Source organism: Collinsella sp. AM09-41, assembly GCF_003473245.1.
Classification (GTDB): Bacteria; Actinomycetota; Coriobacteriia; order Coriobacteriales; family Coriobacteriaceae; genus Collinsella.
The window spans coordinates 50,762-66,923 of record NZ_QRMJ01000002.1 but is presented as its reverse complement, the minus strand read 5'-3'; the positions used below and the strand labels follow the sequence as shown (position 1 = coordinate 66,923).

Below are 16,162 nucleotides of genomic sequence, written 5' to 3'. Positions count from 1 at the left end.
CGTCCATGCTGGATCTCAGGGTTATTTGCAAAAGGTACGTTACGCAGTCGTTTACGCAGGTAGCGCTCGACAGCGTAAGCCTGTCTTTTCGCGATAACGAGTTCGTAGCCATTCTGGGTCCCTCGGGTTCGGGTAAGACTACGATGCTCAACGTCATCGGTGGACTCGATCATTTTGATTCGGGCGATCTGCTGATCGACGGCATCTCGACCAAGGACTTCAACGACCGCGATTGGGATGCCTATCGCAATAATCGCATCGGCTTTGTGTTCCAGAGCTATAACCTCATTCCGCATCAGAGCATTTTGGAAAACGTGGAGTTGGCGCTTACGCTCACGGGCGTGGGGCATGCCGAGCGCCGCCAACGTGCACGCAAGGCGCTCGAGGCAGTCGGTCTGGGCGAGCACGTTGACAAGCGCCCGAGCCAGCTTTCGGGCGGGCAGATGCAGCGCGTGGCCATTGCCCGCGCCCTGATCAATGACCCCGAGATTGTGCTGGCTGACGAGCCGACCGGCGCCTTGGATTCAACGACGTCCGTCCAGGTCATGGATTTGCTCAAGGACGTTGCGCGCGACCGTCTGGTCATCATGGTCACGCACAATCCCGAGCTGGCGTACAAGTACGCCACGCGCATTGTCAACCTGGCGGACGGCAAGGTCACCGACGATTCAGATCCCTTTGATGCTGCCGAGCCCGCGCGTCGCGAGGCCAAGCCCACGCGCAAAACCTCGATGAGCTTTGTGACAGCGCTGGGGCTTTCGGCGCGAAACCTTTTGACCAAGAAGGGCCGTACGGCTATGACGGCCTTTGCTGGTTCGATCGGCATTATTGGCATCGCGGCGATTCTGGCGCTCTCCAATGGCGTAAACGGCTACACCAAAAAGGTCGAGGAGGACACACTCTCGAGCTACCCGCTTACGATTTCCAAACAAGATTACGACCTGTCGTCCATGATGGGCGGGCATGGGGGCACGGATGAGGAGGCGTCCAAGGGCGAGGACTCGTCCGATGGCGCTACCGGCGGCAAGGCTCAGGGGACCGATAAGATCCCTGTGGTCACGGCCGTAAAGGACATGTTCGCAAGTGTTAAATCTAACGATATGACGAGCTTTAAGGCATGGCTTGACGACGGCGGCAACGGTATCGACAAAGAGGTCAACGCTATTCAGTATGGTTACGGCGTGACGCCGGTTGTCTATCGTTCGAGTAAGGGCGACGAGAAGCCCGTTCGCCTTGTTCCCAACGCTATGACCGAGGCCATGAGCGGAGGCGCGAGCTCGGCGGCAACGGTGAGCATGGATTCCATGGGAACGTCGGTCTTTAACGAGATGATTGACGACCAGAGCCTGCTCGACAGCCAGTACGATGTCGTTGCCGGCCATTGGCCTACGTCCGCCAACGAGGCCGTGATGGTGCTTTCGAGCCGCGGAACGGTGGGCGACTACACGCTCTACAGCATCGGCGCGCTGGATATCGATGAGCTCAACGACCTGGTTAACAGTGCCATGACGGCCGACGGCAAGGTCAAGACGCCCAAGACCGGCAGCGACTTTACCTACGACGATGCACTGTCCACGACGTTTAAGGTGTTGTCGCCGGCCGATGCCTATCGCAAAAACGAAGAGACCGGCATGTGGACTGACATGTCTGGCGACGCCGACTTTATGAAAGCCAAGGTTGCCGACGGTATTGACGTGCGCATTGTGGGCGTGGTGCGACCCAACGAGGCGGCAAACGCGAGCGCATTGTCCCCGGGCATTGCCTATACGCATGCGCTGACTCGCCAGCTTATGGAGCGTGCTGCCGATTCGCAAATCGTGCAGGAGCAGCTTGCCCACCCCGAGACGGATGTCTTTACGGGCAAGTCTTTCGATGAACTGCAAGGCGAGGCCAAACAGGGCGTGGATTTGGGCAGCATGTTCGGTGTGGACGAAGCGGCGCTCAAGAGTGCGTTCTCGTTCGATACGTCGGCGCTCTCGGGTGCGGCCGGCGGTATAGACCTTTCTGGTATCGACTTGTCCGGGCTGGACCTTGACCTTTCGGGCGTTGGGAAGGACATCGACTTCAGCGACATCATGGCCAAAGCGCCGGCCCCAGATTTCTCGGGCATCTTTGACGGTCTGGAACTCACGCCCGAGCAGATGCAGCAGGTAGGAACGCTTGCCAACCAGCTGTTTGAGGGCTTTCTGCAGTCTGATCAGTTTAAGGCGCTGTCGCCCGAAGATCTTAAGGACGCGTCAAAGCTTGCTGCCGCATTCTCGGCGTATCTTGAGAATGATGCCGCAGCCCAGCAATGCCTGGCTCAGCTCAAGGCGTTGGGCGGCGATGCCTTGGCCGAGCGTCTGCAGCAGGTGATGGGCGACTATGTGCAAAAGCAGCTGGCTCCGTATTTGCAGCAGTCTATGGATCAGGTGATGAAGGCGGTCAGCGAGCAGATTGCGACGACGGTATCAACCCAGCTCAAGGCGGGTGCGGCAGGGTTCATGGACCAAATGGCGACGCAGATGTCTTCGAGTTTTGCCAACCTGGCGAGCGCCATGCGCGTGGATGCGGGCGCCTTTGCTCGTGCCATCCACTTCAACATGGACGCCGAGGATCTGAGCTCGCTCATGATGAGCTATGCCAAGGCGTCGAAGCTCACCTACGACAACAATCTGACCACGTTGGGCTATGCGGACGAGGCGGACCCCATTTCGGTCAAGATTTTCCCGCGCGACTTTGAGGCCAAGGAGCGCGTGCTCGATTACATCGATGCGTACAACAAGCAGGTCAAAGCTGCTGGCCACGATGAGCAGGCAATCTCGTATACCGACTACATGGGCATCATCATGGGCTCGGTGACCGACATCGTGAATACTATCAGCTTGGTGCTCATCGCATTCGTGAGTATCAGTTTGGTGGTGAGCTCCATCATGATCGGCATCATCACCTACATCAGCGTGCTGGAGCGCAAAAAGGAGATTGGCATCCTGCGCGCGATCGGCGCGTCAAAGCGCAACGTGGCCAACGTATTTAATGCCGAGACCTTTATCGAAGGCCTCATTGCCGGCGTCTTTGCCATTGTCGTCGTGGTGGCCGTGAGCTTTCCGGTTAATGCCTGGGCGCTTGCGGCCAAGCAGGTGCCCAACCTGATGAGCCTGCCCGTTCAAGACGCGCTGATGCTCATTGTAATTTCGGTGCTGCTGACGGTCGTTGCCGGCCTGCTGCCGGCTCGCAGCGCATCCAAGAAAGACCCTGTGGAAGCCCTACGCTCCGAATAATGTGACAAAGGGACAGTCCCTTTGTCACATTGGGTGGCTAGCTCGTTTTGCCCATCAATGTGATACGGATGCTTGGATGGGTGTACTCGTCAAATTCATCCTCGGGATCCGTGTCAAACGAATAGTACGTTTTGATGGGGTTGTCACTCGTCCTGATGGAGATTCTCTCGTAGAGCGAACCGTTCAAAAAAGCCTGCCTAAACTCTTCGGGGAGCTTTTGCGGTGCTAGGAGCTCGGGACTCACGGTCTTGACGTCTACGGTTTGGACGACAGAGGAAAGTTCGTCCAAGTCGAGCTCGATGCGGGCGAGGTTGTCCTCAAGGCTCGCGTCGGGGTCGATCTCTGCCGCGTAGCTCACTTCCGTGAGCGTTCCCTTGTTGTCAAAATCCAGGTACGTATAGGTCTTCTGGGCATCGGAGTCGCCGTCGTGCAGATAGCTGCGGACGTGATAGCCGTAATCTTGATATCGCTCGTAGGGGTCATCGGCGGACACGTACTCGCATGAGGGCTCTAATGCCTTGCGTGCGATGGCGATCTGCTCGGCCGCGGCCGCGGCGTTCTCCTGCATCTCGATGTTTCCCTGCGCCAGCTGCGGGATATAGGCGCCGCACACGATCGCGAGGGGCAGCGCCACAAGCGCGACGACCCACTTCTTTGCACGGGGGACAGGCACGCCACAGGCCTCTGCCATGGCCCTTGCGTTGGCGAAGCTTTCGGCAAGCACGTCTGCCGCGGTGGCGACGGCGCCTACGGCAGCGGCGACTTCTGCCGCGCCGCCCAGGTTGCGTGCGGTCTCGTTGTCGCTGTTCTTGAGCAGGCGTGCGGCGGCCTGCGTGCCAACAACGCCTGCGATTTGTGCCGAGCGGTCTTTCTCGCTCTGCTCGATGGCGAGCCGGTTCTGCATTTCCTTCCACTGCTTGCCGCGCATGCCAAAACGCGGCGCGAGGGCACAGTAGCAGAATATGACGAGCTCGATGGCGGTGAGCACCAAGGCGGTCATCATGCCCGTCTCTTGGAAGCCTTCGTGATGGAAGACGATGTCGTCGATCATTTCGAAAGGAATAATCAATAAGGGCAGCACGAATGCCATGGCAAGCGCCGCGCCGGCAACCTTGGGACAGATGCAGTATCGCTGGATGCGCTTACGTTCTTGTTCGGAAAGTGTTGCCATGGCTGATCCTTGGTGTCGTAACGGTCGTTGCGGCGCATGGGGCGCGGGGCGCATCAGTTTGAGCTAGCGCTGGATAAGAACATAGAGCAAGATGCTCATCGCGATGAGCAAGAAGCCTGCGATGTTAAACATCAGTGTGGCAAAGTTGCCCACGATGGGGCGTTCGACATAGCTTTTGTCTGGGTTGCTGGGGTTGTAGTACACGGTCATTTGGCTACCGAGGGGCCAAAGCTGCTCCGCGAGGGTGCCTAGGCGGGCGATGGGGCCTGTCTGCACGTGCAGCCAGCCCTTGGCGTCTTCGTAGGCGGTGGCTTGCGTGCGGATGGGGAGTCCCGACAAGCTTTTGGTCATTATGCCACGGAATTGTTTTTTCGCGCGGTATTGCGTGCCGTCGACGGCGTATTCCAAAACGGGATACATCCTGCCTTCGCCCATAAAGCGATGGTCGATGACCGTTCCCATGGTCACGGCGGTACAGGCCTTGGCTTTCTTGCGAGCGGCGGCTTTCATGAGCGCGCTCACTCCGATAAGCAGGATGCCGATGCCCCCAACCAAGATGAGCGCGAGCAGGGATATCTGCGACGTGGTCACGGCGTTCTCCTTTGGCGCGATACCGTCATATGTGACCCAGTATAGAGAATCCCGCCATCGATGAGCTATTGCGGGGGGGGGTCAATTCTGAATGTGACAAATGGACTGTTCCTTTGTCACATCGGGGACTGCGGAATCGAGGTCTAATACTTTTCCCGAGAAGTGAACGAGTGAAAACGGACTCCCGAAGCATCGACACTTTTGGCGTGCAATTTCCTGCGGTTTTGCCAGTCAAATCCTGCGGTTTTGACGCCTAAAAATGTCAATGCTTCGGGGGTCCAAATAGAGCCGTTCACTTCTCGGGAAAAGTATTAGACCTCGAAATATGGGCGGCGTTCGCGAACGGCAACTAGCTTGCGTCCGGTAGCCGGCACTTGGGGCAAAGGGACTGCCCTTTTGCCCCTTCACCATTGCATCGTATCTGGTGTGGAAAAAATATCGCCTGCGTTCTCGCGCCTGCGAAGAGTTCCTGAACCGCTTGAATGGGATGTGACAAAGGGACTGTCCCTTTGTCACATTGATTTGAGAGTGGATGTTGATGAATTTATCGCTGGCCCCTATGGAGGGGATTACCGGGCATGTGTTCCGTCGCGTGCATGCGGAGTGCTTTGGCGCGCTCGATTGTTATTACACGCCGTTTTTGCCGCCGCCGCGGGTGGGCAACCGCTTTGGTGGCAAGGCGTTTAAAGAGGTCGATCCTGCCAATAACCAGGGGCTTAACGTAGTACCTCAGCTGATGTCCAAGAATGCGGACGAGTTTGTGTGGGCGGCGCAGGTGCTCGCCGAGATGGGGTACCGCGAGGTCAATCTCAACCTTGGCTGCCCCTCGGGTACGGTTGTTGCCAAAGGCAAGGGTTCGGGCTTTCTGCGCAACCTGGATGAGCTCGAGGTGTTCTTGAGCGACGTGTGCGAACGCTCACCCTTGCCGGTGTCGGTCAAGACCAGGCTGGGGTTGGAAAGCGATGACGAGTACGAACGCGTGCTCGACCTCTATTGCCGCATGCCGCTGGCAGAGCTGATCGTGCATCCGCGCGTGCAAAAGGACCGTTATACGGGCTCGCCGCGTAAAGAGTTTTACGGCGAGACGTTGGAGCGGGCGCCGTTTCCCGTGGCCTATAACGGCGACATCTTTGATCTTGAGGACATGGATGCGCTGGTGGGGGCCTATCCCGGAACACGCCACGTAATGTTGGGGCGCGGCTTGCTCGCGAACCCCGCGCTGGCTCGCATGGTTAAGGGCGGCCCTGCCGCCACGGCTGCCGAGTTGCAGCGCTTCCACGACACGCTGTTTGCGGCCTATGCGGACGAGATTGGGGGCAACGCGGTCTTTCGCATGAAGGAATGGTGGTTCTACGCCAAATGTGCCTTCGCCGATCCCGCTACCGTGCACAAGCTCGTGCGCAAGACCAAAAAGGTCGACGAATACCGCGCCGCCGTCGAGCGCGTCTTTCGCGAGCAGCCGCTCGCGCCTGTTGCCCGCTTTTGTGGCTACTAGTCGTTGGGGACGTTCTTTAACGACTAGTCATTCAAGAACGTCCCCAATGACTAGATTGAAAAGCTGTACGCCAGCATCCAAAGATGTCGAAAAATGTCGACTTTGGATGCTGACGTACATGTTTGGTTCGTATGGGTTTGTGCGTTGGGGCCGGCCGACCGCAATAGAACGCTAGAGCAAATTCTCCTGCACCCACGCGATGATGTCGCCCGACTCGTAGAGCGGCGCGCCGTCAATGAACAGGCAGGGAACCTGGCGCTTGCCGCCGACGGCGATGAGCGTCTGCTCGGCATCGGGGTCGGTCGAGATATTGCGCTCGGGGATGGTCACGCCGTTATCGGCCAAAAAGCGCTTGACCTTTATGCAATACGGGCAGCCGGTCATAACGTACAGCTCGAGCTTGTGATCAGTAGCCATAGGTCTCCAATCGGTTGAGGTTTCGATTGAGATACCCAATGCCGCCGCGGTCTATGCGCGAGTCAGCGATGACTCGATTGCCTGGACCAGAAACGCCGTGGCTCCGGTGCCGCAGGGCTTGTCGTAGTAGTCAACAAAGCGCTGGTCGGCGAGGTAACCGTGGGCGAGCCCCAGGTATGCCTCGTCTTGGGGTTCGCTTCCCCAGTTGAGGCCAATCCAACGACGATGCATCGCAACAAGTTTTTGGGCCTTTCTGCTCTTTGGATCGCCGTCGCCCATGGCAATCGAGAGCTGACCCAGAATGGCACGCTCGAGTTCCTTCATGTCGTTCCATGTCTGGGGATCCATGTCCAGTAACGTTTCGTTTGCTGCATCGATAGCCTCATCGCCATAGCGCGCCCGTGCCTCGGCGCCGTAGCGCTCCTCGTTTTCCTGCACGGTACGCCAGCGCTCCAGTTGCGGCAGCACGGCACCCATGAGCGAGACTGCCTCGTCGAGCGACATGCCGGTGTTTTGCGCCAGACGCGGGGCGCAGTCCTCGATCATTGCCTCCATCGTGGTCTCGTAGGTGTACTTGCCGTGGTCGTAGCACCACTTGCAGTAATGGTCGGTCGTTGCGCCGTGAGCATCGGTACCGCAGTCGTCGGGCGTGAGTATCATGCCGCAGCTCTGACAATAGTACTCGGGCATTTCGAGCAGATGAGACAGTGGCTCGCCGGTCACGGCGGCAATGAGCTTCATCATGTCGATGCCCGGTGTGACCTCGCCGCGCTCCCAACGGCTGACGGCTTGGCGTGTGACGAAGAGCTTGGCGGCGAGCTGCTCCTGAGTTAGGTGATGGGCGCGACGGACAGCAATGAGCTTTTCTGCGAAGGCCATAGCGGCTCCTTTCTGCTGGTTGATGGCATTAAGCATACGCGGCGGCAGACGCCCTTCCAAGCAACCGTTGGTTGCACGACGGGGGACCGCGACAAAGAATTGCGCACGACGCCTCACACCTTCATGCCGTACAATGACCGGCATGGAACCTATTGCACACATACATACCGACCTGCCGCAGAAGTTCGGCATCCCACGCAACAGCTTTTTGGCGCCCCATCTGCAGGGGCGCATCGTCTTTGAGCCGGAATTTGCCTCCAACGCTGCAGTTGAGGGTCTGGACTCCTTCTCTCACCTATGGCTGCTATGGTGCTTCGAAAACGGAACGCCCGGTGGCACGGCTAAGGACATAGCCGCCGATGCCAAAACGCAGGACAGGTCCGGCACCAACGCAAAATGGTCGAAAACCGTGCGCCCGCCGCGTCTGGGTGGAGCCGAGCGTGTGGGCGTGTTTGCCACACGCAGTCCGTTTCGCCCTAATCCCATCGGGCTCACCTGCGTCAAGCTCAGCCGTGTTGAGCTCACCGATGATGGCCCGATCATCCATATACTGGGGGCCGACCTGCGCGACGGCACGCCCATCTACGACATCAAGCCCTACATTCCATTTGCCGACTGTCACCCGGATGCGACGGGCGGCTGGATTGAGGACGCGCCGTGGCAAGAGCTCGATGTTGAGTTCCCACAAGCGCTGAAAGATATGGTCCCGCCTGCAAAGCTCCCCGGCTTGGTCGAGGTCCTTCGCCAAGATCCGCGCCGTGCGGGTAGCAAGCACGAGCCCAACCGCGTTTACCACTTGGCCTACGCCGGGCTCGACATATCGTTTACGGTCGACGGAACAAGGCTGACGGTAACCGCCATCAACGACGCGCAAGACTAACCAGCCATTCGTCCGCACCCGTCAAATTAAGCGCCAAACCCCATGTCAAAACCGCCCACGCTGGTGGACAATAACGCCTACCGAAACAATCCGCTTTGCACGGGAGCTCAGCATGAAATACGACTTTACCTCGCTTATCGACCGCCACGGCATGGACGCCATCGCCGTTGACTCCTGGGGAGAAATTCCCGGCATGGCTCCGAACGCACCCGACGAGGGCTTCGACCGCATCCCCATGTGGGTAGCGGACATGAACTTTGCCACGGTGCCCACGGTCCAGGAGTACATCATTCAGCGCGCCCAGCATCCCATGTTTGGCTATTTCAATCCGCGCGACGAGTACTTCGACCGCATCATCGAATGGCAGACCCGCCGTAATGGCGTCGAAGGCCTGCTCCCTGAGCATATCGGCTACGAAAACGGCGTACTGGGCGGTGTCGTGTCGACGTTGCGCGCATATGTCCAGCCGGGCGATGCGGTGCTGGTCCACAGTCCCACCTACATCGGCTTTACCAAGTCCATCGAGGCCGCGGGCTATCGCATTGTCCACAGCCCGCTTAAGCTCGACGATCAGGGCGTGTGGCGCATGGATTTTGAGGACATGGAGCGCAAGCTCGCCCAAAACCACATCCATGCCGCCGTGTTCTGCTCGCCGCACAATCCCTGCGGCCGCGTATGGGAGCGCGACGAGATCGAGCGCGCCATGGATATCTATCGCCAGCACGATTGCGTGGTGATCTCGGATGAGATTTGGTCCGATATCATCCTGCCGGGTCACAAGCATATCCCGACGCAGTCGGTGAGCGAGGATGCCCGCATGCGCACGGTTGCCCTCTATGCGCCCAGCAAGACGTTTAACCTGGCGGGCCTGGTCGGCAGCTACCACATCATCTATAACGAGACGCTGCGCGACCGCGTGTGCGCCGTGTCCAACAAGACTCACTACAACGAGATGAACGTCCTCTCCATGCATGCGCTTATCGGTGCCTACCAGCCGCAAGGCTACGAGTGGCTCGATGAGCTCAATGAGGTCATCGATGCCAACGTTGACTACTTTTGCAATTACGTTGACGAGCATTTTGAGGGCGTGTCCTATTCGCGTCCGCAGGGCACGTACATGGTGTTTCTGGACTGCACCGAGTGGTGTCGCGAGCATGGCCGCGATATTCAGTGGCTGCTTGACGAGGGGGCGCGCGTGGGCGTGGGGTATCAGGATGGCCGTCCGTTCCACGGGCCTTGTCACATCCGCGTGAATCTGGCACTGCCGCTTTCGCGGGTAAAGGAGGCGTGTGAGCGCCTGGACCGCTACGTTTTTGGGGTATAGGGGGCGCTCGATTCGAGTGCTGCCCCATGTGCCCACGCCGTCAAAATGCGTGGGCACATGGGGCGCAGAGGGTAGCGAGCGCGTTTTTCGCATTCGCTACTTTTCGTGAATCTGCTTGCCGCAAAGGTGCTCAATCGAAATCTCATAGAGTTGGACGCCCTTGATGTCTTTGGCGATTTCCTCCTCGACTTCTTCGGCGGAAGGGTAATACTTAAGCGCGAGCTGGCGGACTTTGTCCTCGATAAACGCGGGGGCCTCATCTACCAGACGGCAACGGCCAAAGACCACGGTACTCATAACGTAGGGAGCCCAGTCATCGTCCTTGTACCACTCGTTGCCGTAAACGGTAAAGCAGACTTTGTCATCACGCCTGAGTGAATCGACCTTGTGGCCAGCCTTGGCGCCATGGAAATAAATCTTGTCGTGCTCGGCGTCAAAGAAGTAGTTGACGGGAATGGCATACGGGTAGCCATCGTCGCCGTTGACGGCAAAGACGCCGCGCGTGCAGATAGCGAGCAACTCGCGCGCTTCCTCGTCAGTGATGGCGCGTTTCTTTCGGCGTAAGGGCCTAAACATCGTTGGCTTCCTTTCTAACTGTGCATGGTGGGTGGGCACAAACTATAGCGAAACAGTTCCGTTTTTCTTGATGCGGGCGAGGATGTTTTTGAGCTTGTTAAAGTCGAGCGGTTTGGGCAGATGGGCGTTCATGCCGGCATCGTGTGCCGCCTTGGCGTCCTCGGCAAAGGCATTGGCGGTGAGCGCGATGATGGGGATGTCGGCTGCATCGGCCTTCTCGCTCAGACGAATCGCGCGAGTTGCCTCGTAGCCATCCATACCCGGCATCATGATGTCCATCAGGATCGCATCGAAGCTGCCGGCGGGACGACTAGTGTATAGTTCGACCGCTTCTTTGCCGTCGGCGGCGCGAGTTACGACGATGCCTTCGCTTTCGAGCAGGGCCTGGGCAATTTCGGCATTGAGCTCGTTGTCTTCGGCCAAAAGAACGTTCATGCCGGCAAGCGAGCAGCTGATCGCCTGCTCGTCCGCACCTTCTCTTGCCTGAGGGTTCTTGTCGATATCGAGCGGAATCTGGACGTTGAACGTACTTCCCATGCCGACCTCGCTCGAAATCTCAATCGTGCCGCCCATCATGTCTATGAGCGATTTGACGATCGGCATGCCCATGCCAGTTCCCTGAAATTTACTGCGGGCATCGTTGCCCTCTTGGGCAAACGGTTCGTAGATGTGCTTTAGAAACTCGGGCGACATGCCGATGCCGGTGTCCGAGACGCTAAAGCAAAACACGGCGTGCTCGTCGTCGACCGGCTTGATGGTCGATGAGAACGTGACGGTGCCTCCGTGCTTGTTGTACTTGATGCTGTTGTCGAGCAGGTTGACAAGGATCTGCCGAATATGGGTGGGGCTGCCGATCATATATTGGTCGACAGCGTAGGGCTCGCTGGTGTCGAGCATGGTTATGCCGCGGTCCGATGCGCGGAGCTTGCACAGTACGAGCGCATTGTCGCACAGCTCTTTAAGGTTGAATGATTCGTGCTCGAGCGTCACTTTGCGCTCCTCGATCCTGCCCATCTCGAGGATGTCGTTAATCAGTGACAGCAGGTGATTGGCGGCAACGCGCGCCTTGGCGCGGCTTTCGCGGGCGACCTGCATGTCGCCTTCTCTCAATTCCTCAATTTCGATAAGGCCCAGGATGCCGTTGAGCGGCGTGCGGATGTCGTGGCTCATGCGCGTGAGGAAAGCGGTTTTGGCGGCGTTGGCGGCATCGGCTTTCTGCCGTTCCTCCTGTGCGCGGTAAAGCGACCAGACAAGGATGACGATGCCGGTGAGCAAAATGCAGATGACGACTGCCGCAATGACGATGCGGTTGCGGTAGAGAAGTCGGAACGCATCCGATTCTTGCGCCGAGTACGATGTGGGGAAATAGCTGTTTGCAGAGAGCGATTCACCTGCATTGACGATGCCCTTATTGATGATTCCCAGCAGCTCGGGCTTGCCGCGCGAAATTAAACACGATAGTTGTGCCGTGTTGGTGAGTTCCTGTGTTTCGAAATCCTCGATGTCGTAGATGTCGCGGAGAGTTTCCAGGCGCGTGCTGGGGACAATGATGCAACGTGCCTTCCCCTCATCGAGGGCTTTGAGCACCTCGCCGTCATTCGAATACTCGGTTACCGTTGCGTTCGGAAAGAGACTTTCGAGCTCAAAACGGTTAACGATTGTGCTCTTTGTACAAGCGATGTTCTTAAGGTCGCTGTTCAGGTTTTTGCCATTGTGAATGGCGGTCAGCGAAACCGTTCCCATCGAGTTTGACTGGATGACCCCTGTCTGCTCGGCGAGCCAGTAGTCGCGAAACAACGGCAGGGCGACATCGATGGTTCCGTTGGAAAGGGCTTTGATCATTTGCTTGTTGTTCGAGAGTGCGATTGTTTTGACCGTAATGTCAAACTTGTCGTGCAACGTCGTTGCAAGCGAGGCGAGCGACCCTTCCATCTCGCCGTCGTCATTTTGCGTACAGTAGGGAAGTTGGTTTTTAAGATAGCCGAGCGTGATGGTATTGCCGTTTTCTTTGAGCCAGGTGGTCTCGGTGCCGGTGAGCGATGACGAGCCACTGTTTTGGGTCGAGTAACTCGTTTTGACTTCCTCGTTATAGCGCGGGTTATCGCGGGCGATGGTCGTCATGGCGGCGTTGATGTCGTTCATCAGGTCAGGGCGGCTTTTGGGAACGGCAAAATAGTAGTCGCTCGAGCCTACGTAGAACATGGGTGACGCATCGGGCGACGAAATGGTGTCGTTCATGATGACGGCGTCGACCTCGCCGTCTGCAAGCGCCTCAAAGAGGGCGCTGCCGGTGTCGATTTCTTTATAGGTGCAGGTAACGTCTTCGTTGGCGAGCCACTGCTGGCCGACGATAGTTTGCATAACGCCAGAGTTGCAGCCGATGGTGAGGCCTTGGAGCGCCTGAGGGTCACCCTTGGCTAGATCGTCGCGGTCGGGCCTGGCGTAGATATAGTAGCGCTCGGTGCCCTCGGGATTTGAGGAAAAGAGCAGCTTCTGCTCGCGTTCTGCCGAATACGAGATGTTGGGCATGAGGTCGATTTCGCCTGCCTCGAGCATGTCCATAAGCTCGGAGAAGGTGCCGCTAACGTATTCGTATTGCCAGCCCTTTGTGTAATACGAGAGGGTCTGGAGGTACTCGTAGCCCCATCCCGAGAGGCGCTCGCCCGGCGTGCCTTCCTGGAAGCCTTTGTTGTTGACGAGCCAGCCAACGCGGACCGTCTTGACCTGGTGGTCGGAGTCGGCGGCAAAGGCGGGGGCAGGCATGACGGCGCTCAGTACGGTGAGTACGGCAACCGCGACGGCTAGGGTGCGATATAGAGCCAAACGAAGGATGGCGGAAGGTTTCACATGTAATCCTATCGAGTCGAGACAGTATCACATAAGGATACCAGCTCAACCTGCCCACTCAGCCACCGCACCGCTAAACGGTCAGGTAGTCATTGGGGACGTTCTTGTTTGACTAGTCATTTAAGAACGTCCCCAATGACTAGTTCCGTTTGCGGGGGAGGCGTGGGACAATACCGAGCGAATGTGATTGGGCGTCTGGGAAAAGAGGTCGCGATGAACAAGTTGAGGACGCTTGCTGACGTGTTGCGCCAGGCTGGCTTTGCGCGCATCACGGGCCTGTTTCTCGTCTTCTATCTGCTGTGCTCGACGGCCGTCTGGCTGTCCGAGCCCACGACCCTCACGTTTGGCGACGGCCTCTGGTTTAGCTTTGAGACCGTATCGACGATCGGCTTCGGTGATATCCCGGCCGAGACGCCGGTTGCCCGCGCTATCACCGTCGTTTTGAGCGTCATCAGCATCTTCTACATCGCCATGCTCACGGGCGTGGCGGTGAACTACTGCAACACGCTCATCAAGATGCGTCAAAAGGACACCATGGCGCGCTTTATGGACGATCTCGAGCACTTGGAAGAGCTCGATCGCGATGAGCTCGCCGACCTGTCGCGCCGCGTGCGCGAATATCGCCGACGCCAACGCTAGGGCGGGCGCCGCGCGTCACGATGAGGGGGACAAAAATATGAATATTACGGTATACCTGGGCGCCAGCGTCGGTAACGACCCGGCGTTTCTGCCTGCGGTGCGGCAGCTCGGCACATGGATTGGCTCCAACGGCCACGCGCTGGTATACGGCGGGTCCAAGTCGGGACTGATGGGCGCGCTCGCCGATAGCGTGCTCGATGCCGGCGGGCGCGTGACCGGTGTTGAGCCGAGCTTTTTTATCGAGGCCGAGTTTCAGCACGATGGTATCGATGACCTGATCGTGACGAGCGACATGGCCGAGCGTAAGGCCAAGATGATCGAGCTCGGCGATGCGTTCGTCGCCTTTCCGGGCGGTACGGGCACGCTCGAGGAGATTGCCGAGGTCATGTCGGCCGTGTCGTTGGGACATCTGAGCGCACCGTGCATCCTGTACAACCTGAACGGTTACTACAACGACCTCAAGGCGCTGCTCGAGCACATGATTGATAAGGGGCTTTCGAGCCCGAGGCGCCAGCAAGGCATTTACTTTGCCGAGGACCTGCACGAGATCGCATCGATTATCGGCAGCTAAGCCGTAGGCCTATCGCACGTGCGGCGCCCAATGGCGCCGTTCGCGGCGTGGATGGTCGGCACGTCCGCGCTGTGCCCGTCTTACAATAAAACGTATCCTTGTCGATTTTGACCACGGGAGGCCCCGATGGATAACCTTGCAAAACCCAAAAATCGTGCGTTGTTTTTAGTGAGCGTTGCCGTGACCGGTGCGTTTGCAGGCGCCGCGGTTTGGCTGTTCTTCTTTGCGATGGAGCATGGCATCGACTATCTATGGACCGAGATCCCGCATATGCTGGGCGTCGCTTCGCCCGAGCTCGCGAGTGGTCCGTTCGGTTTTTTGCCGTATCCGTTTTTCGTCTGCCTGCTGGGCGGCCTGCTGATCGGTCTGTACGAAAAGATGACGGGCACCAAGACCGATGACCTCAACCAAGTGATGGTCAAGGTAAAGCGCGACGGCCGCTACCCGTACGACAACTTGGGCAAGCTTTCGCTTGCGGCATTGCTGCCACTGCTATTTGGCGGAAGCATTGGACCGGAGGCCGGCCTGACCGGCGTCATTGCGGGTCTGTGCAGCTGGGTCGGCGACCGCATGCGTCGCTTTGGCGCCGAGTTTAGGCAGCTCACGCTGCTGGGTACCCAAGCTGCCCTGACGGCGCTCTTCACCGCGCCCGTGTTTGGCTTTGTGGCGCCGCTCGCCGGTAGCGCCGACGGCCAGGGCGCTAATGACGATGAGTCCGCGTCCGATGAGATCACGATCAAGCTTCCCAAGGCGCAAAAGACCGTGGTCTACGGCATTGCGATTGCCGGCGGTCTGGGTACCTACCTGCTGCTCGGCCAGCTTATGGGCGGCGGCATGGGCATGCCGAGGTTCGAGGCCGCCCAGGTGGGTAACCTTGAGCTTGCCTGGCTTATCCCCCTGTCGCTCGTCGGCACGGTCTGCGGCTGGCTGTACTTTGTCTCGGAGCACGCGAGCGAGGCTCTGGCGCACGCGATGGGGGAGCGCCCCGTCGCCAAGGCCATACTGGCCGGTCTGGTACTTGCCGCCTGCGGTGCGGCTCTGCCCTTCACCATGTTTGCCGGCGAGACCCAGGCCGACGTGCTCATGGAAACCTACCTGACCATTCCCGCCGGCGTGCTTATCGCGACCGGTCTGGTCAAGGCCATGCTGACGCCCGCCCTCATCAACCTGGGCTGGCGCGGCGGTCACTTCTTCCCGGTTATCTTTTCGGGCGTGAGCCTGGGCTACGGCTTCGCTATCCTTACCGGCGCCGATCCGGTCTTTTGCGTCGCCGTCTGCACCGCCTCGACGATGGGCGCCGTTATGCGTCAGCCCGTCATGGTCGTGGGCCTGCTGCTTATGTGCTTCCCGCTCAAGGGTATCGTCTGCATGATAATCGCCGCCGTCATTGCGGCAGGCATTCCGCTGCCCAAGCCGCTGTGCAAGTAGCACGGTGGCGCACGCCGGGGACATGCCGTTTGCCACGGATTTGCGGGGAGGGGGCGATCACTCCCTTCGTGGATCGAGACTCGC

13 protein-coding genes are annotated in these 16,162 nt (G+C 58.6%); 7 read left to right on the top strand and 6 right to left on the bottom strand.

The features are described from left to right. Window positions 1-5 precede the first annotated feature (5 nt). Window positions 6-3,260 carry an ABC transporter ATP-binding protein/permease gene (locus tag DW112_RS03350; RefSeq protein WP_118328324.1) on the top strand — a complete coding sequence of 1,085 codons (3,255 nt, stop codon included), beginning with the start codon at window positions 6-8 and terminating at the stop codon, window positions 3,258-3,260. A 37-nt stretch (window positions 3,261-3,297) separates the two neighbouring features. Here the strand turns inward: DW112_RS03350 and DW112_RS03345 are convergent, their stop codons facing one another. Next, window positions 3,298-4,431: a hypothetical protein gene (locus DW112_RS03345; RefSeq protein WP_117583288.1), complete on the bottom strand. Its 1,134-nt coding sequence runs from the start codon at window positions 4,429-4,431 to the stop codon at window positions 3,298-3,300. Between the two features lie 63 nt (window positions 4,432-4,494). Continuing rightward, a complete protein-coding gene (locus DW112_RS03340; protein ID WP_118328323.1) occupies window positions 4,495-5,022 on the bottom strand; it encodes a DUF3592 domain-containing protein in 528 nt (175 codons plus the stop codon). A gap of 538 nt (window positions 5,023-5,560) precedes the next feature. Between DW112_RS03340 and DW112_RS03330 the strand changes: the two genes are divergently transcribed. Next, entirely contained in the window at window positions 5,561-6,517 is a 957-nt protein-coding gene (locus tag DW112_RS03330) for a tRNA-dihydrouridine synthase (protein WP_118065728.1), read from the top strand. Between the two features lie 171 nt (window positions 6,518-6,688). On the opposite strand, the gene DW112_RS03325 is transcribed toward DW112_RS03330, so the two are convergent. Together DW112_RS03325 and DW112_RS09935 are read right to left on the bottom strand one after the other, a co-directional pair. Continuing rightward, window positions 6,689-6,934: a glutaredoxin gene (locus DW112_RS03325; protein ID WP_118065674.1), complete on the bottom strand. Its 246-nt coding sequence runs from the start codon at window positions 6,932-6,934 to the stop codon at window positions 6,689-6,691. Between the two features lie 51 nt (window positions 6,935-6,985). Then, a complete protein-coding gene (locus tag DW112_RS09935; RefSeq protein WP_158563822.1) occupies window positions 6,986-7,813 on the bottom strand; it encodes a TipAS antibiotic-recognition domain-containing protein in 828 nt (275 codons plus the stop codon). Window positions 7,814-7,955: 142 nt separating this feature from the next. Between DW112_RS09935 and DW112_RS03315 the strand changes: the two genes are divergently transcribed. Both DW112_RS03315 and DW112_RS03310 read left to right on the top strand, forming a co-directional pair. Beyond that, window positions 7,956-8,693: a tRNA (N6-threonylcarbamoyladenosine(37)-N6)-methyltransferase TrmO gene (locus DW112_RS03315; protein WP_233545850.1), complete on the top strand. Its 738-nt coding sequence runs from the start codon at window positions 7,956-7,958 to the stop codon at window positions 8,691-8,693. Window positions 8,694-8,805: 112 nt separating this feature from the next. Next, complete coding sequence (locus tag DW112_RS03310; RefSeq protein ID WP_118065670.1) at window positions 8,806-10,017, top strand: MalY/PatB family protein; 1,212 nt, start codon at window positions 8,806-8,808, stop codon at window positions 10,015-10,017. Between the two features lie 96 nt (window positions 10,018-10,113). Here DW112_RS03310 and DW112_RS03305 read toward each other — a convergent pair whose 3' ends face one another. Next, the gene (locus DW112_RS03305; RefSeq protein ID WP_118328322.1) at window positions 10,114-10,593 is read right to left on the bottom strand and encodes a pyridoxamine 5'-phosphate oxidase family protein; all 480 of its coding nucleotides are present in this window, start codon (window positions 10,591-10,593) and stop codon (window positions 10,114-10,116) included. Window positions 10,594-10,635: 42 nt separating this feature from the next. Beyond that, on the bottom strand, window positions 10,636-13,440 hold the full coding sequence (locus DW112_RS03300) for a transporter substrate-binding domain-containing protein (protein ID WP_117805925.1): 2,805 nt from the start codon (window positions 13,438-13,440) through the stop codon (window positions 10,636-10,638). A 213-nt stretch (window positions 13,441-13,653) separates the two neighbouring features. Here DW112_RS03300 and DW112_RS03295 point away from each other — a divergent pair, with 213 nt between their 5' ends. The 3 genes from DW112_RS03295 (at window position 13,654) to DW112_RS03285 (ending at window position 16,078) form a co-directional block, all read left to right on the top strand. Beyond that, window positions 13,654-14,079 carry a potassium channel family protein gene (locus DW112_RS03295; protein WP_055252221.1) on the top strand — a complete coding sequence of 142 codons (426 nt, stop codon included), beginning with the start codon at window positions 13,654-13,656 and terminating at the stop codon, window positions 14,077-14,079. Between the two features lie 37 nt (window positions 14,080-14,116). After that, the gene (locus tag DW112_RS03290) at window positions 14,117-14,650 is read left to right on the top strand and encodes a TIGR00730 family Rossman fold protein (RefSeq protein ID WP_118328321.1); all 534 of its coding nucleotides are present in this window, start codon (window positions 14,117-14,119) and stop codon (window positions 14,648-14,650) included. A gap of 126 nt (window positions 14,651-14,776) precedes the next feature. Then, window positions 14,777-16,078, top strand: coding sequence for a chloride channel protein (locus tag DW112_RS03285; RefSeq protein ID WP_118328320.1), 1,302 nt, complete (start codon window positions 14,777-14,779; stop codon window positions 16,076-16,078). The last annotated feature ends 84 nt before the right edge of the window (window positions 16,079-16,162 follow it).